The sequence below is a fragment of the Pseudomonas sp. FW300-N1A1 genome (genome assembly GCF_058789115.1).
In genome coordinates this window covers 1-20,812 of the sequence record NZ_JBYTBK010000041.1, presented here as the reverse complement: position 1 = coordinate 20,812, position 20,812 = coordinate 1, and the positions used below count along the sequence as shown (strand labels likewise).

Here is a 20,812-nt window from a genome sequence, read left to right as displayed (position 1 = left end):
TGACCTGTGCTCAGGCACTGAACAGCTGGCTGATGTGTTCGGACAAAGCGGCTACATCCTTGGCCAGCAACCAGTCCAGCGTCAGGTAGACACCTGCGCAGACCAGCGCAATGAGCGCCAGATAGAGCCAAAGGGGAACTTCATGGCGGAGCATCTGCGAGACCTGATCGGGCAACGCCCAGTCGGGCGAGAGAGCCTTGGGGGTCTTGCGGTACCGGGCGATGTCCTGGCCGAGGGTATTGGCCAGATAGCGCAACTGGTCTTTCTGGCCGAGGCTGAATTTGCCTTCGAAACCCAGTGCCAGGCACAGGTGATACACCTCGAGCACATCCAGGTTCTGTTTCACGTCACTGCGCAACGCATCGATTTTCTCGAAAAACCCTTCACCTGCCAGGTGCACACCGAAATAGCGAAATTGCAGCGGCTGCAATTCAAAGTGGCGACGCAGTTCGTTATCTCCCGAGCGCAACACGCTTTCGTCGAGAAACGCACACAGGGCGTACTGGGTGTCTTTCACCTGCTCGACACTGTAGTTGGCGAGGCGGGCCTCGCGTTCCAGATGGGCGAAGAAGGTGTCGACACTGGCTTCGAAGGCGCTGACCGAGGTCACTTGGCGACCCCTGCGCACGATCAGTGCCATGCTGATGAAGTCTTGCACCAGGTCCTTGAGTACCGGTTTTTCGGTGGCGGCCGTCACGGCGCCTTGCATTACGGCTTCGGTCATTTGAGCACCGCCATCAGTTCAAGCTTGAGGTTGGTAAAGGCGCTGGGTGCGTAGAAAGAGATCGCTTGAGCGCTCATCATTCGCTCATAGACCCGGCCATGGGGTTCGATGGAGAAGTAGTGATTGTCCAGTCGTACCGGAATCGCGTTGGGCAGGCGGGTCGAGTGGTTGAGCGTGACGCCGGGCATGGCGCTGTTGACCACCACTTCGATGTCTTCCGGCGAGCCCACTTTGAAGGCGCGTGGCACCAGTTCCAGGAGGCTTGCGCCCGGCATGTCGGCATGCACGCAAATATAGAAATCCGCTTCGGCCAGTCGCGGGTCCAGCAACTGCCCTTGCCAGTACGAAGGCTTGGTCTGGATCAGGTTGATCACGACGCACTGGTTGGGAATCACGTTGTCGAGCAGCACGCGAATCATTTCGTCGAGCTTGACCAGCGAGGTCGCCGGGTCGTGGTGGTCGTACTCGGGAATGTCGTTGAGCTGGGTGTCCAGCGAGAACGTCAGCAGGCCGCCGGCAAGTTCTGCAAGAAACAGATACAGGCGTTCGGGGTGCAAGCGTGGGTGCGCAAGCAGGTGCGCCAGATTCGGGTACGCACGATTCACCGTGTTCAGCAACCAGAACAAGGTCACGTCGCTGGACCCGAACTCGGCGATCTGGTCCGCGCGTTCGCGGCGGCGACCCGACAGTGCCTTGCTCTTGGATTGCAAGGCGCCGAGCAAATGCTTGCCAAGACCGATCAGGGTTTCGTGAGTGCCCACATGCAGCGTCGGATGCACGAACTGCGAATCAAGGTTGAAGCCGCCGATGTTGTTACGTGACAACCGGGCGATCGGGCAGTAGGTGTAGCCGTCCAGATTGTCGCCGTCAATCAGCATCACGGCGTTCAGCCGCAGGCTGGTGATTTCGTTCTCCAGGTCACCTTCGTTAAGGTCTGGCAGCGTATCGAACTGCTTGCGAAAACGGCGTGCGCTCTTTTGCTCCTGGCCGTCCTCGACGTAATTCATGCCAAAGGGCTCAGGCAGTTTGAGTGCCGCGTAGACCTTGAGGTCATTGCCCTTGAGCAGGTCCTTCAAATCACGGGCCGCGGGCAGTGGATCATGCTGCGGCGCGTCGAACAGGCTGCCGTCGGGAAACACCAGCTTCAGCCGCTTGAGCTGCAGAGAGCCGGTTGCGAGGGCTTCTTCATCGACGTGCAGTATCTGCACGCCCCAATGGAAAGGCGTGTTGCGCAGCGTCGACTCTGCCAGCTGATGCTGGTGGAACTCGTCCTGATACTGGAAATGTTGTGGCAAAAGGAACATCCCCTCTGACCACATCACCCGGCTTTGCTTACTCATGAACGCCTTCCAATAGAGAGTTGAGTTTTGAGTCCACGGCTTTTTGTGCGGACTGCGTCGCCGTATCTTCGGCCTGCTGCACGGCCGCGTTCTGGACGCGTTGCGAGAGGGTTTTGCCGGGCGCTGGGTCGGGGAGGGCGTCGGCGGTGGCAAGCTGTGCGTCGGGCGTTGGCTTGTTCAGTACATCGACACCGTCGACTGCCAGCACGGCGTTGTTGTCCACCAGCACGCGAAGGCCCTTGGCGGAAAACCAGATGCTGTCTTTACGTAGCGAGTCGGCGTCGAACGCGACCTTCCAGCGGCTGTTCTCGTCCGAGCGGAAAAAAGCGGCGACGCCCACATAGCCGGCCGCCTTGTTCAGCGGCCACTGGTCGATCTGCCCCATCCCCGGCAGCAGGGTGATCTCACGGTTCTCGATCAACGTATTGCCAAGGGCTTTTTTCGGGTCGTCCCAGAGCGTGTCGGTGTCGATCGAGGCGAAGCGTTCCAGCGAGGTCAGTTGGTACACGCGGATCACCACCGAAAGCGGCTTGCCGGACTCATCGGGGTTGAGCTGATTGCCCCCGTCGGAGGTCAGGATGATTTTCTCGCTGTCGCCGAACAGCATGTCGCCGGCCCACGTATCGTCGACCCGCTTGGTGACCCGTTCGGTGACGCCACAGGCCGTCAGCACCATCATCATTGCCACCGCGCCCAGGCATTTTGCCAATGCCGGCTTCGCGGGAAAATTCCCTTTATGTCTGTTTTCCATGACCGCTACCTGTAGGTGCCCGATCAGCACAGGCGATAGGCGAAATCGCCGTCGCTGGCCAGCTCGATGTTCAAACTCTGAATCGGTTTGTCCTGTGCCATCCGTTCCAGTACCCGCTGGGCAAGTTCCGGCATGAGGGTTTTGGACAGGATGTTGTCGATGTTGCGTGCGCCGCTGTCGACTTCCGTGCAGCGCGAGGCAATGGCCTTGACCAGGGCGTCGTCGTAGCTCAGGACGGCTTGATGGTTGCGCTCGAAACGCCGGCGGATACGCTCCAGCTTGAGCGCGACGATGCGCTCCAGAATGGCGTCCTTGACCGGGTAATACGGGACGATCGTCAGGCGGCCGAGGAAGGCGGGCTTGAACACCTGGTTCAATTCGTCTCGCAGTCCATCAACGATGTCATCGGGAGCCGGTGGCTGCGGTGTATCGAGGCACCACTGCATGATGCGCTCGGTACCGGTGTTGGACGTGAGGATGATCACGGTGTTGCGGAAGTTGATTTCCCGTCCTTCGCCATCATCCAGTACGCCTTTGTCGAAGACCTGGAAGAACAGTTCGAGTACGTCCGGGTGGGCTTTTTCCACTTCATCGAGCAACACCACGCTGTACGGCTTGCGTCGCACCGCTTCAGTCAGTACACCGCCTTCGCCATAACCGACATAGCCCGGAGGAGACCCCTTGAGGCTCGATACCGTGTGGGCTTCCTGGTACTCGGACATGTTGATGGTGATGACGTTACGCTCGCCGCCGTACAGGGTGTCGGCCAGGGCCAGCGCGGTTTCGGTTTTGCCGACGCCGCTCGGGCCGAGCAATAGGAACACGCCAATCGGCTTGTTCGGGTCTTCCATGCGGGCGCGCGAAATCTTGATGCGCTTGCCGATTTCATGCAGCGCATGGTCTTGCCCCAGCACGCGTTCGCCCAACAGCTCGGGCAGGCGCTGGACGGTTTCGATCTCGTCGCGCAGCATCTTGCCCAACGGGATGCCGGTCCAGCCGGAAATCACTTCACCGATGGTCCCGCCATCCACCAGGGCGTGCACCAGGGGCTGTTCACCCTGGACGCTGGCCAGTTCGGCGCGTACGGCGGCAATCTCGCGGGCATCCGGCGCGTCGTTGTCCGGTGTGCTGAGCGCACCCAGTTTTTCCACCAGTTGCAACTCGCGCTGCCACTGTTGCTCCAGGGCTTCGCGGACCTGCCGTTGTGCGTGCAACTCTTCATTGAGCGTTATCAGGCGCCGTGCATGGTCACTGCCTTTGGCCGCTTCCTGTTCCAGCACGCCTATTTCAGCCTGGAGGTTATCGATCTGGCGTTTGCAGTCTTCCAGCGGCCCCGGCTGCGCCGATTGCCCCAGGGCGACCCGCGCGCAGGCGGTATCCAGCACGCTGACCGCCTTGTCCGGCAGTTGGCGTCCGGTGATGTAGCGATTGGACAAGCGCACGGCCTGGATCAGGGCTTCATCCATCACCGTGACCTTGTGGTGGTCCTGCATCCTGGCCAACAGGCCGCGAAGCATGTGGATCGCCTTGTCCTCATCCGGCTCTTCGACCTTCACCACCTGGAAGCGACGCGCCAGGGCGGCGTCTTTCTCGAAATACTTCTTGTACTCCGCCCACGTGGTCGCCGCGATGGTGCGCAACTCCCCTCGGGCCAATGCCGGCTTGAGGAGGTTGGCGGCATCGTTCTGGCCGGCCTGGCCACCCGAACCGATCAAGGTGTGGGCTTCGTCGATAAACAGAATGATCGGGTGCAGGCTGCGTTTGGTTTCTTCGATGACGGACTTGAGGCGGTTTTCGAATTCACCCTTCACCCCGGCACCGGCCTGCAGCAGGCCAAGGTCCAGGGTATGGATGGCCACGTCCTTGAGCACTGAAGGCACATCGCCTTGAATGATGCGCAGAGCCAGACCTTCAACCACGGCGGTTTTGCCCACGCCGGCTTCACCGGTCAGGATCGGGTTGTTTTGGCGGCGGCGGGTCAGGATGTCGACCATCTGCCGAACTTCGAACTCGCGTCCCAGCACAGGATCGATCCGGCCTTCGCGAGCACTTTGCGTGAGGTTGATGGTGTATTGATCCAGGGCCGGGGTCTTGCCGTTGCCTTTGGCTGCGCTGCCGGTGGCGGCGTCCGCGGTTCCCAGCGGTTTGGCCAGCTTCGACTCTGGGCTGTTTTCGACCAGCGCGGCCAGGTTGACGCGCAGATCGTCGGCATTGATCTTCTCCAGCTCCGGGGCCGATGCCACCACTACCCGGCGCAGTTCGTCGTCATCCAGCAATGCCTGCACCAGATACCCCGTACGTATCTGCCCCTGCCCGAACTCGATAGAGGCCAGCAGCCAGGCTTGCTCGATCATTCGCGTAATGTGCGGGGACAGCGCGGGTGTCCGGGTATTGCCTTTTTTGAAGGTCCCCAGCGCCGTCACCAACTGAGCCTGCAGGCGATCAGGCACCACGTCGTAATGACGCAGGATGGCCGGCAGGTCGTTGTCGTGGTTGTCCAGCAATTGCAGCAACAGGTGCTCGACTTCGACGTCGTAGTGGTGCTCCGACAGGCACAAGGCCGCGGCGCTTTCGGTGGCAGTGCGACTGGTGTCGTTCAACTTGGCAAACAGGGACTTCAGGTTCACAGGGAGACCCCTTCAAAAGGAATTTGGAAGAGGGCGCAACGGGAAGGCTCCACGTCGACGCCGGGGCGTTTGAGCCAGCCCAGCCAGCCCAGGGAAACATTGCCTTGGCGACCCAGGCGGGCAACGGGTACCGCGTCAGGCTTGAGCCTGGGCGCCAACTGGAAGTCCAGTTCCGCGCCGACGTAGAAACGCACCAGCTCCACCAGCTTCTGGTAATCCACGGTGCCCGGCTGGAAGCGCTGGTAGTCGACCAGGTCCAGTGGACCCATTTCGATGCGCACGCACGACTGATAGTCCCAGACACGGTTCCCGGCGACGGCGCTTTGCCCCAGTACCGCGTTCTGGCGACCCAACCGGGTGCATTGGCTGGCGTCGAGTTTCAGCCAGCGCCCGGCAAATGGCTTGACCTTGAACGGCAGCGAAAAATAGAAGCCCAGCATCACTTCGAGGTTCAGCGAATTGCGCGGCTTCTGGGCGAACATGCCGGAAAAATAACTGAACAGTTCGCGACGCAGGGGCGAGCCGCTTTTGTCGAATTTATGTTTCTGCGCTTCAGGGCCGAAACCCACCAGATTGAGCAAATAGCGGTCGAAATCCGATGTGCCGTTGCGTTCGTACTCGATGTAGAACTTGTATTTCTGCCAGGCCTCGTAAAACAGAGTGGTCATGCGATGGGAAAAAATGTCGAGAAAGGCATGGGCCGCGTCATCCCGGTACTGGATATGCCGCTCCATCAACAACTCAGTGTACGGACGCGGCAAAACGCCGGATGGCCCGACCAGCCCCATGAACGTCACTTGCACTTCAGACAGCGGCAGGCCCGCCGTGGAAACCTTGCCTTCGCGCTCAAACTGCAGATCGCTGACTTCACTGGCCGGAAAGTTGAGCGACAGCTGCGAACGAAAACGCAAAGGGTCTTCATGCGGTCGGGTTTCCAGGTCCATGCGCCCGGTTCTGCTGTAATGCAGGCGGAGCAAACGCACCAATTGGAAAAACCCGAATCGGTGCGGCTCAGCCCTTGCCTGGTCAATCAGACCAGGGGTTGATCGCCGGTTCGCGGGGGCCATTGGACCACTCTCTTTTCGCGCTGCAAGGTGCGAAGGGTTAATTGGGTAAAACTGTTCATGGTGCAGTACTGGCCAAAGAAGTGGTCCAGCACCATGCCGAACAAAAACACGCCACTGCCGGTGTACTGGCTTTCATCGAAATTCAGGGTGATGCCAACCCCGCGCACGAAGTTCGGGCGAGGGTGGCCGATACGCGCCACCACGGGCTCGCTGCTGACCGAGACGATGCCGTTGATCTGTTTGCGGATCGCCGAAACGTTGCGGTAGTTGTAGAGCGACAGCAGCTCCAGCAGTACTTCGCGGCCTTGCGACACCAGCGACATATGGTTGAGCGAGAGGTGGGAAATCAGGCGCCAGATCACGCCGTTTCCGAGCGGGACACGTACCGTTGCCGTGGGTTTGCGCAAGCAACGGATGTCCTTGATCACCGAGTTGGACGGCATATGGAAGTCGCCGCGCTCACCGCCGAACGGCAGCAACGTCGGCAGGTCACGATTGCTGCACGTCAGGCGAATGCTCAAGGTGTCGTTGTTGGCGTCGATCAGTTCCAGCTCGCGATCCACGACACGAATAAACACCTGCGAGCCATCGCGCTGCCGGGTCTGTACGGCACGGCGTCGGGCAATCCAGAAGCTGTTGCCGGGGCCCTGGTCGCCGCGCGGTTCGAAAAACGGATGGCAGGTGCCAACCTGATCAATGCCGCCGACTTTCTTCACACGACGAACGCGATCGATCGACACCACTTCGGCTGAAGCTTGCAGGCGCACATCAGGCGTCACCGCGTACTCGTGCTGGGCGTGGGTCAACTTGATCGGCTCTGCCTGCTGGCGGAACAGGTTGATGATCGGCGTGCAATTGAGCTTGAAGTTATTGCGACCGATGTTTTGTGTCAGGCGGGCCAGGCGATCGGTCAGGTCGTAATCGGAAAAGTAGAAGTTGACCTCGACATTGGCGATGTCCTTGCCCGCCAGAATGCGAGCGAAACCCGACAGGTCGAAGAACATGAACTTGTCCGGGAAGGTGAAATATTCGTGCAGTAATCGATAACCCAGGAACGAGCGCTCCGAGTAGTCCACCAGGCCTTCGTCCAGGCCATAGCCGACGGCTTTCAATGCGCCCGCGGGCAACGCGACTTCACGCGTACGTCCCTGATCCTCGAACGACAACGTGGCCTTGGCCAGGTTGTTGAACAGCAGCTCATAGAGTTGCAGCATCAGTGTGCTTTCGCCGTCGAGGAAAAAGCGCAGGCTGTCCAGCTCCATCTTCCCGAACATCACATCGGAGGTAGCCACCAGGCCAATGCGCAGGCGCGCGACCAGGTCGGCGCTGTGACCGTTGAACGCCGAACGCTCCATTTCAACGAACGAGGCCTGTCGCACCGCGATCGGCCAGAGCTCGACCGGGTAGCACGTACGGAATTTGCACACCACGCCATCGATCGGGTTGGCATGGAGCCCGGTGTGCCGGGCCACGCGATACGCTTCGGTGACTTTTTCCTGTTTGCCCAGGTTGAACTCGACGATCGACATCGACGGGGTAGGGCGCAGGTAATGCGGATAAAGCACTTCCAGAAACGATTCGACGATTTCGGGAAATTCATCGTCGAGCTTCTTGTGCACCCGTGCAGAGAGGAACGAGAAGGCTTCGATCAACCGCTCGGTATGTGGGTCTTCGCAGTTATCGCCCTCGATGAGCAACCGCGAAGCGATTTTCGGGTACTGGCTCGCGAACTCCTGCCCTAAAAAGCGCAGGTGCGACAGTTCCTTTTCGTAATAGGGCAGCAGATCGTCGAGCATCAGTTGAGGTTCTGCACTTTGTATTCTTGAGTGTTGACCTGCAGCACCGCGTCGAAGGACACCTGACGGGTGATGTCTTGCAGGCGCAGTACCGCGTCAACGCGAAAGGTCAGCATGCGTTGGCCGGTCTGTTGTGCGAGCAGTTGTACTTTTACGCTGTGAAAGCGCCGGTCCCCGACCGTGATCGCCTTCTCCAGTTGTCGTTGGATCAGCAAGCGATCCTGCGGATCAAGCACGCTTTTACTGGTGAAGTCCGGCATGCCGTAGTCGAGGATGGTTCCGCCCAGATTGGCGAAACCCTCCAGTTCGTTGGCGACCAGAGACTGGCGGGTGTTGACCAGAACCTCCAGGTCGCGAACGATGCTGGCCTTGTAATCAGCCAGCGAACACAAGCGCTGCGATGACGCCTCCAGGGATTGATGAGGGCGATCGTCCAGCAATCGGTCCAGCAGTGATGGCAACAGCTTGTGTTGACGGGTCATATTGCCTCCCTGGCAATGGTGTTGGTCAGCCGCGGGTCGATTGCGGCAGTTCAGCGACCAGACGCAACGAAGCCGTCAATTCGTCCAGTTGATAATGCGGACGCAGGTACGTCACGGCCTTGTAGACGCCCGGCTTGCCCGGGACTTCGAACACTTCGGCCCGCGCCTCGCGCAATGGGAACTTGGCCTTGGCTTCCTGGCTGGCGGTGTCATCCAGCAGTACATAGCTCGACAGCCACTTGTTGAGGAACAGCTCGACGTCCTTGCGGGACGCGAAACTGCCGATCTTGTCGCGCATGATCGCCTTCATGTAGTGAGCGATACGCGAGGTGGCGAAGATGTATTGCAACTGGGCGGAAAGCCGGGCATTGGCATTGGCGATATCGGTGTTGTAGTGCTTCTGCTTTTGCGTCGACTGCGTGCCGAAGAAGGCGGCGTAGTCAGTGCCTTTGCAGTGCACCAGCGGGATGAAGCCAAGGTCCGACAGCTCTTTTTCGCGACGGTCGGTGATGGCAATCTCGGTAGGGCACTTGAGGGCGATTTCGCCGTCATCGGTCTTGAACGTGTGGGTCGGCAGGCCTTCAACCAGGCCGCCACCTTCGACTCCGCGAATCGCCACGCACCAGCCGTAACGCGAAAACGCGTCGGTAACACGGGTGCCCAGCGCGTAGGCGGCGTTCATCCACAAGTATTTGTTGTGGTCGCGTCCATCGACGCTCTCGACAAAGTTGAATTCCTCAACCGGAGTCGTATCCGGACCGTAAGGCAGGCGACCCAGTACATGCGGTAGCGTCAGGCCCACATAGCGGGAGTCTTCGCTGCTGCGGAACGACTTCCACTTGGCGTACTCGACGGTGTCGAAAATCTTCATCAGGTCGCGTGGGCCGGCCATGTCGGTAAACGAATCCCAGCCGAACAGCTCAGGCGAGGCCGCCGAGATGAACGGCGCGTGGGCCGCGGCGGCGACATGGGAAATCTCTTCGAGCAAGTACATGTCTTCCGGGTTGCGGTTGAACTCGTAGTCACCCAGCAACATGCCGAACGGCGCACCACCGAAGGTGCCGTACTCTTCTTCGTAGATCTTTTTGAACAGGGCGCTCTGGTCGAATTCGGAGGAGGCCTTGAGGTCGCGTACCAAGTCTTTCTTCGACGCATTGAGCAGGTGAATCTTCAGCGTGGTGCTGGTCTCGGTCTGGTCTACCTGGTACTTCAGGCCGCGCCAGGATGCTTCCAGTTGCTGGAATTCACGAGCATGCATGATCTCGTTCATCTGTTCGGAGAGCATCGCGTCGATTTCGGCGATGCGCGCGTCGAGCACGGCGATCAGGTCCTTGCTGGGCGTCAGTTCGCCTTCAAGTACCTGGCTGACCAGTTCACCGATCAGGTCGCGAGTACGGCTGCGCTCGGTTTCGGAGCGGGCCACGCGGCTCTCGGAAATAATGCTGTCCAGCAGGGAGGATTGCGGAGCGAACGTTTCCACTTCGACCAGATTGCTGTCCTGCTGAGTCACGGTTTGCTTGTCGTTCATCGTCAGGCTCCTGCTTGTTCTTTGCCAGCGGTGGCTGGAACGGCGGCTTCACGACCGAATTCCTTGCCGAGCGTTTTCAGCTTTTCGGTGTTCTGCAGCACGTCCATGAGCAGCTCTTCGAGCTTGTCGTTGCCGCCCATCTTGTTGCGCAGGTCAGCCAGCTTGTTGCGCACCTCGAGCAGTTTGCGCAGCGGCTCGACTTGCTTGACCACGTTCTGCGGCTCGAAGTCTTCAAGGGCGTTGAAGTTGAGTTCGACGCCCAGTTGCGTACCGTTCCTGGCCAGCGTGTTGTCGACCCGATAGGTCAGGCGCGGCTTGATGCCCTTGAGCACGCCGTTGAAGTTGTCCCGGTCGATGAAGATGAACTTGCGGTCCTTGAGCTTCGGCAGCGGCTCCAGCGGGTTGCCGGAGAAATCGCCCAGCACACCGACGACAAAGGGCAGCTCTTTCTTTTCCTGAGCGTCACCGATATCCACGTCATAGGTGATATGGACTCGAGGCGCGCGAACGCGGTCGAGTTTGTGCTGGGTACTTTCCTTCTTCGCCATCGTGATCTCCTGTGCGAACCATTCGCTGCAAGTCATTTGCGGGTCGGCGCTGCGGTTGGCCGAGCGCGTTACAATCCTTCGATCGTCAGCAGAAGGCGCTGACGGATTTCATCGTTCATTTCCAAGATGTTCTCGCGCCCCACCAACTCTTCGAAGCTGGTATTGCCGGCTATCTGCGTACTGCTGCGGATGACAGACTCGTCAGGCAGTTCAGAGCGTACCGGCGAACTGATGACGCAAAAGGGCAGGTCACCAAAATCCTTCAAGCGCTCGAAACTGACCGGAAATCGCAGGCCTTCGAGCAGGCGGCTCAATCCAGGTGATTTGCTCAAGCAGTAGAACAACACCAGGTAATGCACCACGAAGCGGTACAACTCGGCGCTGCTGCGGTTGGGGTCTTTGATGACTTTGCGAAACCGTGCCAGATCGAACGAGCTGAAGCCCACGACCCAGCGCACAGGGCTGGTGATGCGAATGGTCTGGCCGCTTTGGGAGAGCACCTTGTCGTATTCCAGCGGGAACAATTGCGGTGTCGTGCTGATCAGGTTGAGCGGCACTTCCAGTTCGTTGACCAACTGAAAGGGGGCCGCCGAACCAATGCGGTCGTAGAGCTCCTTGAGCTCCTTGAAATGGTGCTGGGTTTCACGGCCGCTGCTGCGTTGCGCGCCTTGCAGGTATTCGCCAAACAGCGCCTGCGGGCGAATCAGCAACGCCAGGGTCGACAGATAATCCGCCGCCTGCGCCTTGAGCGCATCGGAAATGGCCCGGGTCTGGCGTCGCAATTTGATCAAGGCTTCAACATCAAACGTCTGAGTCATTGGTACATCGTCCTTGAACTCTTCGCGGTTGTTTCCCGAACGAATACAGGGCTGGCGAAGAGCCACTAATTTCTCGACTGCACACTGTTTATGTGTGCGACCGCTGATGTTTGCAATCAAAAAAAATCACACTGCCACGATAAGTGGGAGTGGGTTGCTGGCATATAGATATCGAGTAGCCAGCAATGTCCTGTATGGCAGCGTATCGACTGGTAAGTTCCGTTGGATGCGGATTTTTTATCGTTTTTGTTACATATCGCAATGATGTCTACATGCTATTACTTGTAGGATATTACTTACAGAGCGCTCTGAAACCCAGTCGGTTCAATGGTTTCAGGTACGTAGTGGATCCGATTTTTAATTGAAAATAATTTAAAAAAGGTGAAACGGTTCACCCAAATCCGGATTGATTGGTGTTACGGAGTTATTGCAGTGCAAGTGTCATATTAATCGGGAGGGGATGATGGCATTGGCGTTTGTCGGGAATACGGCAGGCGTTCTTTTCGCGGATTTCGTCAGGCTGTTCCGGGCGACGGAGCCATCTGGGCTTTCAGTCGGAGTAGCGTCGGGGATTCTCCGCCGGTCAGTTCGATTTTAAACTCGGCAAAAGCCAGCTCAAGTTCTGCGTATTGCTGCAAGCCGCCTTCAGTGAACAAATAGCGTCCAGGAATATCTCGCCACTCCAGAGGAGTACGGATTTGACCACGTTCAGCCTGGTCCATCAGGGGCGCCAGCTCTAGATCCAGCTTGGCTACAGCAGGGTCTTTTGCCTTCAATGCATCGATTGCCGACCGTAGCTTCAGGGTTTTTTCTTTCAGTTTTTCGGTATCCATGGGACGGATTTTTCCGGGGTTTATTACTTGCCATAATGATGTCTACTTGCCACTGCTTGTGGGGTGCGTCTGTCGGGTAGTTCTGAAATTCAGCCAATTCAATGGTTTCGGCAGATGATGGATTCCTGAATAAAAATACCGGCTTGACACTTGGTGTTGCATAGGTGTTTCCTTTCGCACGTGCTCAGATGGCGATTAAAAAATGTGACGCAGATCTATTTTTGTTGAATTCCTTCGGCACTTTTTCCGCATGGTGGTTGTCGCACCCACGGGTAATTTTCCGCCGTTTGTGATTCAGGAAGACAATCGCAACGGCAGTTTTTTCGTGGTAGTTGGTGGGGTAATGCTCTTTGCATGGAGCATGGCCCATGAAAGGTTGGTTGGTTGTTGCACGGAGCTGGTTTTACCGAAGGTCTTTTCGGGAAGGCGGTATCAGGAGAAAGGAACATGGATGAAAGATTTTTACCCTGCACAGTGGCCAACCCTCGTGGAACGCGCCAGCAAGCCGGATTGATTGCTGGCGGCAATTTTTCATTTCCCAGCGAGATCGCCTCGCGGTCTTTTCCGACGCCACAAAATTTTGCCGGTTACTACGCAACCAGCGATTACAACGCGGCGATGTTTCTTGCCCATGAACTGGCTTCGCCCGAACTGGACATGTCGCCGAGTGAGGCGCAAGAGTCCTTACAGTTGCTGCGTTCGTTAATCAGGAACCTGGGTACGGCAGCGAATGTTTCCGTTGAGGCGCTGAAAGAACTGCAAAAAGCCGCCCAATCAATCCCGGAGATAGGGGACTTGATGTTTTCTCCGGCGAACTTGCCTGGGACCTTGGTCAGTGCCGGTACCAGCGTGGCAGCATTTTCCAAGTCGAAGTCGGTTGTAGACTTGCTGGATCTCTCCGCGGCCGACAAGAAAAAGCTGATCAAGTGGGCCAATAGTCGTGGAACAGCGAGCTCGACCTCGGCTAAAAAAGCCTTCAAGGGCCGGATAAAACTGATTCGGGTTGCGGGGCAATTGCATTTTGAAGTGCCGATTACTGCTCAGGCACAAAGTTATAAGGTGCTGGGGCAGGTTGGAGGGCAAGTGGCTCATCTTCCGGCTTATGGGACCAAGGGGGCGCTCAATCAACGCGCGATGCTTCATGCCGAAGGTGCAACGCGCGGGCTAAAGTTCATGACAGGTAATACCGTAGGCATTGCCTTGGCCGTTGGGCCGCAGGCTTATTTCGACTATACAAGTTCGGCATCTATGGATGAGTTTTATAGAAAGTCTGTTTATAGCCAGCCCACGAACATTGCATCGTTCACAGCCGGTGCAGCAGTATCTATCGTTTTGGGTTCGTTGGTTGGGGCTCCGTTAGTAGTTGTGTTACTGGTCGGTTGGGGTTTTGGCGTAGGTGTGCAAGCATATATGAGTGAAACGGGTACTGGCAAAAAAATTGGCGATTATTGGACGAAGTGAAAATCTATGCTTTTTGATCCTGCTGTAGATACTGTTAAAAAAGGGCCGTGGATGATGTTCTTTATGGTTGCTTTTTTTGGAATGTTTGGCCCTCCTGGTGTTTCGTATTATTGGTATGGATATGCTGCTGTGCTGATTTTGTTTTTTGTGTTGGCCGTTTTCTTGGTTGCAGTTTGCGAAAGATACTTGGTTTTTGTGGCGTCGATTTTTTTTAGTGTTGTTGGTGCTTTGGTGTTTTTTATGTCTAGTTTGTTGTATCTGTTGGTGTCGAATATTTTTGGTCTCGGTACCTTTGAGTCGATTGTGCTTGGGTTGTTGCCATTAATTCTAGTTGTAGCAGCAATTGGTTTGGTTTTTTTGGGTAAAGACTCGGTTAATGATTTTCAAAGAATAGATAATAGGGTTGCACTTCCAACAAAACAGCAAAAATACTATAGCAGTGGTTTCGTCGCGGGATTGATTACCTTGTCGGGCGGAGGTCTTTTAAATTTAATAGGCCAAATAAATGGAGGGTTTGTTGGGGTTTTGGTAGGTACATCTGGCTGTGTAGCTCTGATCATTTATTTTCGTAAATCCATTCGAGGCCTTTGTGTTCTCCGAAACCAAGAGCGCCAGATGCTAACTCCTTACACCTTCATGCGAATTGATGAGATTCGCGAAGCTCGAAACCAATGGTGGGTTGCCAGGTCGTTAAAATGGCTGACTTCCCTGCATTCTTCGGTGTGATGTAGGCGGGCACTATTGAGTGAGATTTTCATGATTGACGCGAAAATTATAAAAAAGCAAATATTTTTTACGTTTCTTCTGGTTGCTTTTTTTGGCGCTTTTGGACCCTTTGCTTTGGAGTATTTTTGGTGGTGTTATTTTGTTGTTGTGGTTTTTTATTTTGGTTTTAGTTTGTATTTTATTTATAGCTGTGAGAGGTTTGTTGTATTTTTATCAACGGTATTTATAACTGGGTTGCTTGCTCTTCCTTATATTTCCGGCAATTTGGCATACTTGATTGCTTCAGATTTTTTTGGTAAGGGGGACTTCAGGTCTGTAGCCGTTGGGATAGCACCGATCACCATCGTATTTCTGATGTTTTTAGTGATTTTTTATAGTAAGGCATCGTTTTTACCTTTCGAATGCGTAGGCAATAGGGTTGCAGCCCGGCCAAAAAAAGCTGTGAACTACAAGGATTATAATCTCGGATTAATTTCCGGTGTGTCGACGCTCACAGGCAGTATGTTTCTGAAGTCGGTGGGTGCAGAAACGGGCGGCATGGTTGCGATAGTACTCTGCACGGGGGGTTCTTTATTTATGTTGTTCTACTTACGCCACAGCATCCGCGGTCTACGTACCCTACGCATTCGGGAACGCAAAATGCCCACCCCCTACACCTTCATGCAAATAGACGAAATACGCGAAGCCCGCAGCCGCTGGTGGCTGGGCCGGTTATTTAAGTGGGTGGGTTCCCTGCGCCAGTCGACAGGGTCCTGACGGCCAAACGTTAATGCGGCGGTTGCTCGAACATTGATTCCAGGAGTTGCACATGACAATGGACCTTTCATCCCTGTTTACCGCGCAGAACCGGCGCCTGTTCAAACTGAACATGCCGCTCAAAAGTGGCCAGGAACTGCTGCTTGAGTCTTTCGTCGGGCACGAAGGTTTGTCGATGGAGTTCGGCTTCCAGTTGGACCTGTTGTCCGATGATGCCAGCGTAAAACTCAAAACCGCCATGGGGCAGTCGGCGACGATCGAGATCGAACTGTCTACGGGCGCAAGTCGCTACATCAACGGGCATGTATTGCGTTTCGGCAGTAATGGCAGCGACGGTGGGATGTGTCGTTATTCGGCGCTGATCGGCTCCTGGCTCAGTTTGCTTGAGCAGCGGTTCGACTCGCAGATTTTCCAGGACCAAACGGTCGAACAAGTGATTACCAAAGTGTTCAGTCGTTATGAAGGGCTGGCCAAGTTCGAGTTTCGCATCAACCGCACGCTCAAACCCCATAGTTACATCACTCAATATCGGGAAAGTGATCGCCATTTCGTGACGCGACTGCTGGAGCACGAAGGACTGTTCTTTTACTTCGAGCACACCGCTGACAGTCATACGTTGATCATCATGGATGACTCAACCCAGTTGCCTGCTCTGCCAGAGCAGCCGCAAGTGCGTTTTCATACGGCGTCCATTACTGAAGCAGCGGATTCGATCACCCACTGGAACGCAGAACGGGAGTTACAGTCGAGCAAGATAGCGGTTCAGACCTTCGACTACCGCCAGCCTCAAAACCGTCTTCCAGTGGCCATGAACAGCCTAAATCAGCAGGGTGATGTACCGGCTTACGAGATTTACGATTTCATGGGTCAGTACACCCATGGGAACTACGACGACGGCGAAGTGCTGGTGCGAAATCGTATAGAGGCTCTGGAGCTCAAGGGAAAGGAATTTGCAGGAGCGAGTAACTGCCGTGCGATGCGGCCCGGCTACACATTCGAACTCACACAGCACTATGAACACGACAGTGGCTCAATCGAAGATCGCCAGTTTTTGTTGATGAGCATTCAGCACCGGGGCAGTAATAATTATCTGTCGGGTGGGCAGGCGGGTTATGCAAACAACTTCTTTTGTGTACGCAAAAAAATTAAGTTCCGACCGCAGCTCGACACTCTGACGCCAACGATTTCCGGCCCACAAACCGCCATTGTCGTCGGCCCGCCGGGAGAGGAAATCTACACCGACGAACTCGGCCGGATAAAAGTGCAATTCCACTGGGACCGCTACGGCGAGTTCAACGACAAGAGTTCCTGCTGGGTCCGTGTCGCCCAGTCCGGTGCCAGCGGCGGCTTCGGCAGTATCTTGATCCCTCGAGTCGGAGACGAGGTCGTCGTGGTCTTCCTTGATGGCAACCCCGACCGCCCGCTGATCATGGGCAGCCTCTACAACAGCCAGAACACCCCGCCGTGGTCGCTGCCGGCGAACAAGACCCAGAGCGGGTTTCTGACGCGCTCGATGAAGGGCGATGGCGGTACGGCAAACTTCTTCCGCTTTGAAGACAAGGCCGGTGCCGAGCAGGTCATCGTGCATGCCGAGCGCAACATGGACACCGAGATCGAGGTCGACGAGACCCACAGTGTCGGCAGCAACCGCACGATCACGGTCGGCGGTACGCACACCGAGATGATCAAGAAAGACACGGTGATGAACGTCCAGGAAGGCTCGCTGACGATTCAGGTCGATAACCAGTTCATCCAGGTCAGCGCCAAACAGCACATCATCCTTCAGGTGGGGGAGAGCAGCATCACCCTCACTCCGGACGGCATCGAGATCAGAGGCAAGACGATCAACACCAACAGCACCGGCACGACCCAGATCACCGGTGCCGAGGTCAGAGTCAATGACTGAGGTCGCGCGCCCATGACCAGAACCTGCATCTACGATCGTATTTCCGCCAAGCGCATAGCGCGGGAGGAAGCGGCGCGCCTTGAGCAGCAGGCGGCGTCCATCATCGTGCCAGAGCCCGAGCCGGAACCCGAAGCGGTGGTCCCGCTGCAAGAGACTCCCAGCAGCTTCACCTTCGGCGGGTTCAACCTGGCCTTTGCAGCGGGGTACAGGTTCCGCGATATCCAGGTCACCCTCGAGCACGAAGGGGAGCCGATCGTCCTGACGATCAATCGTCGTGATGTGCAGCTCGGCCAAACACTGGAGGCACTGTTCGAGACCTCGGTGCAGGGGTATCGCACGCTTTATCCTGAGTTGCGCATCATCCGCCAGCGCGATGGCCGCGTGGCCGGTAGCGCGGCGAAGTCGCTGGATTTCCATTTCAAAACGGGTCACGCCGATCGTCACGGACGTCTTGTGGGCGCCATTGTCCCGGTTGCCGGGAATGACGACGTGCAGTGGCTGAGTATTTCGTGCGCGATTGATCCGACCCGGCCCGTCCTCAGTCACTGGCTGCTGGATTTCGACAGCATGCTCGACGGTCTTGTTATCGGCTGAACGTTTATCTTTTTTTGATTCCAGGAATGTACACCACATGGACTACGAGTTGCAGGAAGGCAGCATCGCGCTGCCACAAGGTTTTCAGGACCGTACGGTGAACATGTTTGTGCTGGGGGCAAGCGTTCCAGCGCCGTTGAGCATCACCATCGCCAGGGACATGTTGCTGCCCGCCGAAGCCCTTAAGGCATATGTCGATCGCCAGATCAAAATGCTCGCCTCCAAGTTGCGCGGCTACACGCTGCTGGGCAAAAAAGCCGTTTCACTGTCCACCTCCGCGCCGATCGAAGGTATCCAGATCGATGCGTACTACATGACCGACGGTCGGCCGTTTTATCAACGCCAGGCAGCATTTTTGATCGAACCGGGCCGCGCGATCATTTTCTCCACCACGGCCCAGGCCGACTTCAGTCCTGAACAGAATCAGAACTGGATGGACCTGCTGGCCAGCTTTCAGCCTCGCCAACCGGGTACGACCACGACCGTCTCCAGCGCACAGGAGTAACGATCATGTTCGAAGCTGCCAGGTTTGGCGATGAGATCTCGCATACCAGTGCCCTGGGTGGGTTCCTGATTGGCGCCGCGCTCGGTATTGCGCTGATTGCCACCGTTGCAATCGCGACGTTCACCTGTGGTTTCGGCGTGGCATTGCTGGCAGGTCTTCTGGCGGGCATCGGAGGTAGCGTGCTCACCGCCGCCGGGGAGGCGATAGGAAGCAAGTTTTCCTCGCCTTCCGGGACCCTCGTCATTGCGTCGAGCAATGTGTTCATCAACAGCCGCAAGGCGGCCCATGTTGAAAAAAGTATCGGTGCCTGCGACAAACACCCCGGGCCGGTGCAAGTCGCGGAGGGCTCGACCAACGTCTTCATCAACGGCACGGCGGCCGCGCGCAAGGGTGACAAACTCACCTGTGGGGCAACCATCTCCAGTGGCTCGGGGAATGTGTTCATCGGCGGCGGTACTCATCGCTACCTGCCGGTAGACGACGAGATTCCTGGCTGGCTGCGTACCACCGTCGACATCCTCATGGCGGTTGCGGGCGCGGCGGGCGGCATCGCCCAATTGCTCAAGGCCGGCACCCAGGCAGGCATGAAGGCGGTCATGCCCTGTGCCTTGAAGTTCACGGCCGGCTTCGTCGCCGGCGAGGTCGCCAGCCGCTACGTCGTGGGGCCGGCCATCGAGCGTGCGGTGGGTGGCCTGGTGGGCAACCCCGTCGACACCACCACCGGCCGCAAGGTCATCACTGACGAAACCGACTTCAGCCTGCCTGGCCTGATGCCCATTCAATGGTCACGCTTCTACGCCAGCGACCTGAGCGTCGACAGTGCGCTCGGCAAGGGTTGGGTATTGCCTTGGGAGCAAAGCCTGCGGCGCAGCGGTCGCTTCGTGTACCTCACCGACAACCAGGGACGCAGTGTGCCGTTCGTGGACCTGCAACCAGGCGAACGCGTCTACAACCCTCACGAACAGGTCTACCTGGTCTGCACCGAAGGTGGTCACTACCTCCTGCAAACCCTCGACAACCTGTTCTTCTATTTCGGCGAGGTGCCGGACGACAACGTCCCTGTCCCGTTGCAGCGCCTGGAAAACGCCCTCGGCCATTTCCTGCACTTCACCCGCACGGCCGAAGGCACGCTGACCGACATCAGCGCCACCGGTGGGGTGCGTGTCCACCTGCATTACGACAACCCCCTGGGGCGGCTGACCGATGTCAAGCGTGTCGTCGACCACCAGGCGGTAGAAACACTGGTGCAGTACCGCTACGACGATAACGGTCAGTTGATCGAAGTGATCAATCGCAACGGTGACTCGATACGGCGCTTCAGCTACAGCGACGGCGTGATGGCCAGTCACAGCAACGCCCTGGGCCTGAGCTGCCATTACCGCTGGGAAGGTATCAATGGCCAGCCCCGCGTGGTTGAGCACTGGACCAGCGATGGTGAACACTTTCATTTTCGCTATGACGTGAAGGCCCGCACCACCTGGGTCACCGACGTGCTCGGGCGCGAAGCCGAGATTCACTACAACGGCGATCATCGCGTCACGTCAAGCCGCGACTTCGGTGGCGAGCACTACGCCATTGAGATTGACGACACCGGCAACATGACCGGCCTGACACTGTCAGACGGCAATACCGTCAAGCTCAAGTACGACGAATATTCGCGCCTGGTCGAAGAAACCGATCCGCTCGGGCGCAAGATCAAATACCGGCATCATCACCTGACCACCTTGGTCACCCAGGTGGATTACTCCGACGGCAGCACCTGGAAAGCCCGCTACGACGACAAAGGCAACCTCATCGCCGAGGTCGACGCCCTCGGCAACAAAACCGAATACCTCAACAGCGACGACGGCCTGCCACACACCATCATCGACGCCAGCCACAAATCCAAATACCTGTGGTGGAACACCCTGGCACAGGTCGAACGCTTCCAGGATTGCTCGGGCAAAAACACCACCTACCGCTTCGACGAGCGCCAGCACCTGATTGCCGTCACCGACGCGCTGGGCCAGGTCACCACACTGGAACGCAAACCCGATGGCGAAGTGCTGCGCATCCAGCACCCGGACGGCAGTGCCGAGTCGTTCACCTACAACGCCCTCGGTCAGGTCCTGACGCACACCGACGGCAAAGGCCAGACCACGCGCCTGCTGCGCACCGCAAGGGGCCTGCCGAGCAGCCGCCAGGACGCCAAGGGCCAGCGCATCCGCTACGAGTACGACAAGGCCATTCGCCTGACCGCGCTGGTCAACGAAAACAACGCGGCGTACCAGTTCGCCTACGACGCGTCGGACCGCTTGATCGAAGAAAAACGCATCGACCAGCTGACCCGCGAGTTCAGCTACAACCTGGG

Annotated in this window: 18 protein-coding genes; 7 read left to right on the top strand and 11 right to left on the bottom strand. The window is 57.2% G+C overall.

Features of this window, described 5'->3' with window-relative positions; genetic code table 11:
• Positions 1 to 10: 10 nt before the first annotated feature.
• The 11 genes from icmH to AC3WQN_RS21605 all read right to left on the bottom strand — a co-directional run bounded on the left by icmH (position 11) and on the right by AC3WQN_RS21605 (position 12,514).
• Positions 11 to 724 carry a type IVB secretion system protein IcmH/DotU gene (gene icmH / locus AC3WQN_RS21655; protein WP_103401730.1) on the bottom strand — a complete coding sequence of 238 codons (714 nt, stop codon included), beginning with the start codon at positions 722 to 724 and terminating at the stop codon, positions 11 to 13.
• Positions 721 to 2,064, bottom strand: coding sequence for a type VI secretion system baseplate subunit TssK (gene tssK, locus AC3WQN_RS21650; protein ID WP_103401731.1), 1,344 nt, complete (start codon positions 2,062 to 2,064; stop codon positions 721 to 723). The genes icmH and tssK overlap by 4 nt, the downstream gene beginning before the upstream one ends.
• A complete protein-coding gene (gene tssJ, locus AC3WQN_RS21645) occupies positions 2,057 to 2,815 on the bottom strand; it encodes a type VI secretion system lipoprotein TssJ (RefSeq protein ID WP_103401732.1) in 759 nt (252 codons plus the stop codon). Before tssJ ends, tssK begins: the two co-directional genes overlap by 8 nt.
• Before the next feature lie 23 nt (positions 2,816 to 2,838).
• On the bottom strand, positions 2,839 to 5,442 hold the full coding sequence (tssH, locus tag AC3WQN_RS21640; protein ID WP_103401733.1) for a type VI secretion system ATPase TssH: 2,604 nt from the start codon (positions 5,440 to 5,442) through the stop codon (positions 2,839 to 2,841).
• Positions 5,439 to 6,509, bottom strand: a complete 1,071-nt coding sequence (tssG, locus tag AC3WQN_RS21635) for a type VI secretion system baseplate subunit TssG (protein WP_103401734.1) — start codon at positions 6,507 to 6,509, stop codon at positions 5,439 to 5,441. The genes tssH and tssG overlap by 4 nt, the downstream gene beginning before the upstream one ends.
• Positions 6,473 to 8,305, bottom strand: coding sequence for a type VI secretion system baseplate subunit TssF (gene tssF / locus AC3WQN_RS21630; protein ID WP_103401735.1), 1,833 nt, complete (start codon positions 8,303 to 8,305; stop codon positions 6,473 to 6,475). The genes tssG and tssF overlap by 37 nt, the downstream gene beginning before the upstream one ends.
• Positions 8,305 to 8,787: a type VI secretion system baseplate subunit TssE gene (tssE, locus tag AC3WQN_RS21625; RefSeq protein ID WP_103401736.1), complete on the bottom strand. Its 483-nt coding sequence runs from the start codon at positions 8,785 to 8,787 to the stop codon at positions 8,305 to 8,307. The genes tssF and tssE overlap by 1 nt, the downstream gene beginning before the upstream one ends.
• A gap of 25 nt (positions 8,788 to 8,812) precedes the next feature.
• Positions 8,813 to 10,315: a type VI secretion system contractile sheath large subunit gene (gene tssC / locus AC3WQN_RS21620; protein ID WP_103401737.1), complete on the bottom strand. Its 1,503-nt coding sequence runs from the start codon at positions 10,313 to 10,315 to the stop codon at positions 8,813 to 8,815.
• 2 nt (positions 10,316 to 10,317) lie between these two features.
• Positions 10,318 to 10,863: a type VI secretion system contractile sheath small subunit gene (gene tssB / locus AC3WQN_RS21615; RefSeq protein ID WP_103401738.1), complete on the bottom strand. Its 546-nt coding sequence runs from the start codon at positions 10,861 to 10,863 to the stop codon at positions 10,318 to 10,320.
• Between the two features lie 68 nt (positions 10,864 to 10,931).
• Positions 10,932 to 11,681, bottom strand: coding sequence for a hypothetical protein (locus AC3WQN_RS21610; protein WP_103401739.1), 750 nt, complete (start codon positions 11,679 to 11,681; stop codon positions 10,932 to 10,934).
• Between the two features lie 515 nt (positions 11,682 to 12,196).
• Positions 12,197 to 12,514, bottom strand: a complete 318-nt coding sequence (locus AC3WQN_RS21605) for a hypothetical protein (protein WP_103401740.1) — start codon at positions 12,512 to 12,514, stop codon at positions 12,197 to 12,199.
• 447 nt (positions 12,515 to 12,961) lie between these two features.
• Between AC3WQN_RS21605 and AC3WQN_RS21600 the strand changes: the two genes are divergently transcribed.
• The 7 genes from AC3WQN_RS21600 to AC3WQN_RS21570 form a co-directional block, all read left to right on the top strand.
• The gene (locus AC3WQN_RS21600) at positions 12,962 to 13,975 is read left to right on the top strand and encodes a hypothetical protein (RefSeq protein WP_103401741.1); all 1,014 of its coding nucleotides are present in this window, start codon (positions 12,962 to 12,964) and stop codon (positions 13,973 to 13,975) included.
• Positions 13,976 to 13,981: 6 nt separating this feature from the next.
• A complete protein-coding gene (locus AC3WQN_RS21595) occupies positions 13,982 to 14,701 on the top strand; it encodes a hypothetical protein (protein ID WP_103401742.1) in 720 nt (239 codons plus the stop codon).
• Positions 14,702 to 14,731: 30 nt separating this feature from the next.
• Positions 14,732 to 15,457: a hypothetical protein gene (locus AC3WQN_RS21590; RefSeq protein ID WP_103401743.1), complete on the top strand. Its 726-nt coding sequence runs from the start codon at positions 14,732 to 14,734 to the stop codon at positions 15,455 to 15,457.
• A gap of 52 nt (positions 15,458 to 15,509) precedes the next feature.
• Positions 15,510 to 17,363, top strand: coding sequence for a type VI secretion system Vgr family protein (locus AC3WQN_RS21585; RefSeq protein ID WP_178081945.1), 1,854 nt, complete (start codon positions 15,510 to 15,512; stop codon positions 17,361 to 17,363).
• Between the two features lie 12 nt (positions 17,364 to 17,375).
• Entirely contained in the window at positions 17,376 to 17,957 is a 582-nt protein-coding gene (locus AC3WQN_RS21580) for a hypothetical protein (protein WP_103401744.1), read from the top strand.
• A gap of 37 nt (positions 17,958 to 17,994) precedes the next feature.
• Positions 17,995 to 18,462 carry a DcrB-related protein gene (locus tag AC3WQN_RS21575; RefSeq protein ID WP_103401745.1) on the top strand — a complete coding sequence of 156 codons (468 nt, stop codon included), beginning with the start codon at positions 17,995 to 17,997 and terminating at the stop codon, positions 18,460 to 18,462.
• Between the two features lie 5 nt (positions 18,463 to 18,467).
• A partial coding sequence (locus AC3WQN_RS21570; protein WP_492606955.1) for a DUF6531 domain-containing protein occupies positions 18,468 to 20,812 on the top strand: 2,345 nt, incomplete at its 3' end.

Bases quoted from the DNA above. Each gene is read 5' to 3' on its own strand.
- AC3WQN_RS21595 (WP_103401742.1), top strand. From the start codon at position 13,982: ATGCTTTTTGATCCTGCTGTAGATACTGTTAAAAAAGGGCCGTGGATG.
- tssK (WP_103401731.1), bottom strand. From the start codon at position 2,064: ATGAGTAAGCAAAGCCGGGTGATGTGGTCAGAGGGGATGTTCCTTTTG.
- AC3WQN_RS21575 (WP_103401745.1), top strand. From the start codon at position 17,995: ATGGACTACGAGTTGCAGGAAGGCAGCATCGCGCTGCCACAAGGTTTT.
- AC3WQN_RS21605 (WP_103401740.1), bottom strand. From the start codon at position 12,514: ATGGATACCGAAAAACTGAAAGAAAAAACCCTGAAGCTACGGTCGGCA.
- tssC (WP_103401737.1), bottom strand. From the start codon at position 10,315: ATGAACGACAAGCAAACCGTGACTCAGCAGGACAGCAATCTGGTCGAA.
- icmH (WP_103401730.1), bottom strand. From the start codon at position 724: ATGACCGAAGCCGTAATGCAAGGCGCCGTGACGGCCGCCACCGAAAAA.
- AC3WQN_RS21610 (WP_103401739.1), bottom strand. From the start codon at position 11,681: ATGACTCAGACGTTTGATGTTGAAGCCTTGATCAAATTGCGACGCCAG.
- AC3WQN_RS21590 (WP_103401743.1), top strand. From the start codon at position 14,732: ATGATTGACGCGAAAATTATAAAAAAGCAAATATTTTTTACGTTTCTT.
- tssJ (WP_103401732.1), bottom strand. From the start codon at position 2,815: ATGGAAAACAGACATAAAGGGAATTTTCCCGCGAAGCCGGCATTGGCA.
- tssF (WP_103401735.1), bottom strand. From the start codon at position 8,305: ATGCTCGACGATCTGCTGCCCTATTACGAAAAGGAACTGTCGCACCTG.
- tssB (WP_103401738.1), bottom strand. From the start codon at position 10,863: ATGGCGAAGAAGGAAAGTACCCAGCACAAACTCGACCGCGTTCGCGCG.
- AC3WQN_RS21585 (WP_178081945.1), top strand. From the start codon at position 15,510: ATGACAATGGACCTTTCATCCCTGTTTACCGCGCAGAACCGGCGCCTG.
- AC3WQN_RS21600 (WP_103401741.1), top strand. From the start codon at position 12,962: ATGGATGAAAGATTTTTACCCTGCACAGTGGCCAACCCTCGTGGAACG.
- tssG (WP_103401734.1), bottom strand. From the start codon at position 6,509: ATGGCCCCCGCGAACCGGCGATCAACCCCTGGTCTGATTGACCAGGCA.
- AC3WQN_RS21580 (WP_103401744.1), top strand. From the start codon at position 17,376: ATGACCAGAACCTGCATCTACGATCGTATTTCCGCCAAGCGCATAGCG.
- tssE (WP_103401736.1), bottom strand. From the start codon at position 8,787: ATGACCCGTCAACACAAGCTGTTGCCATCACTGCTGGACCGATTGCTG.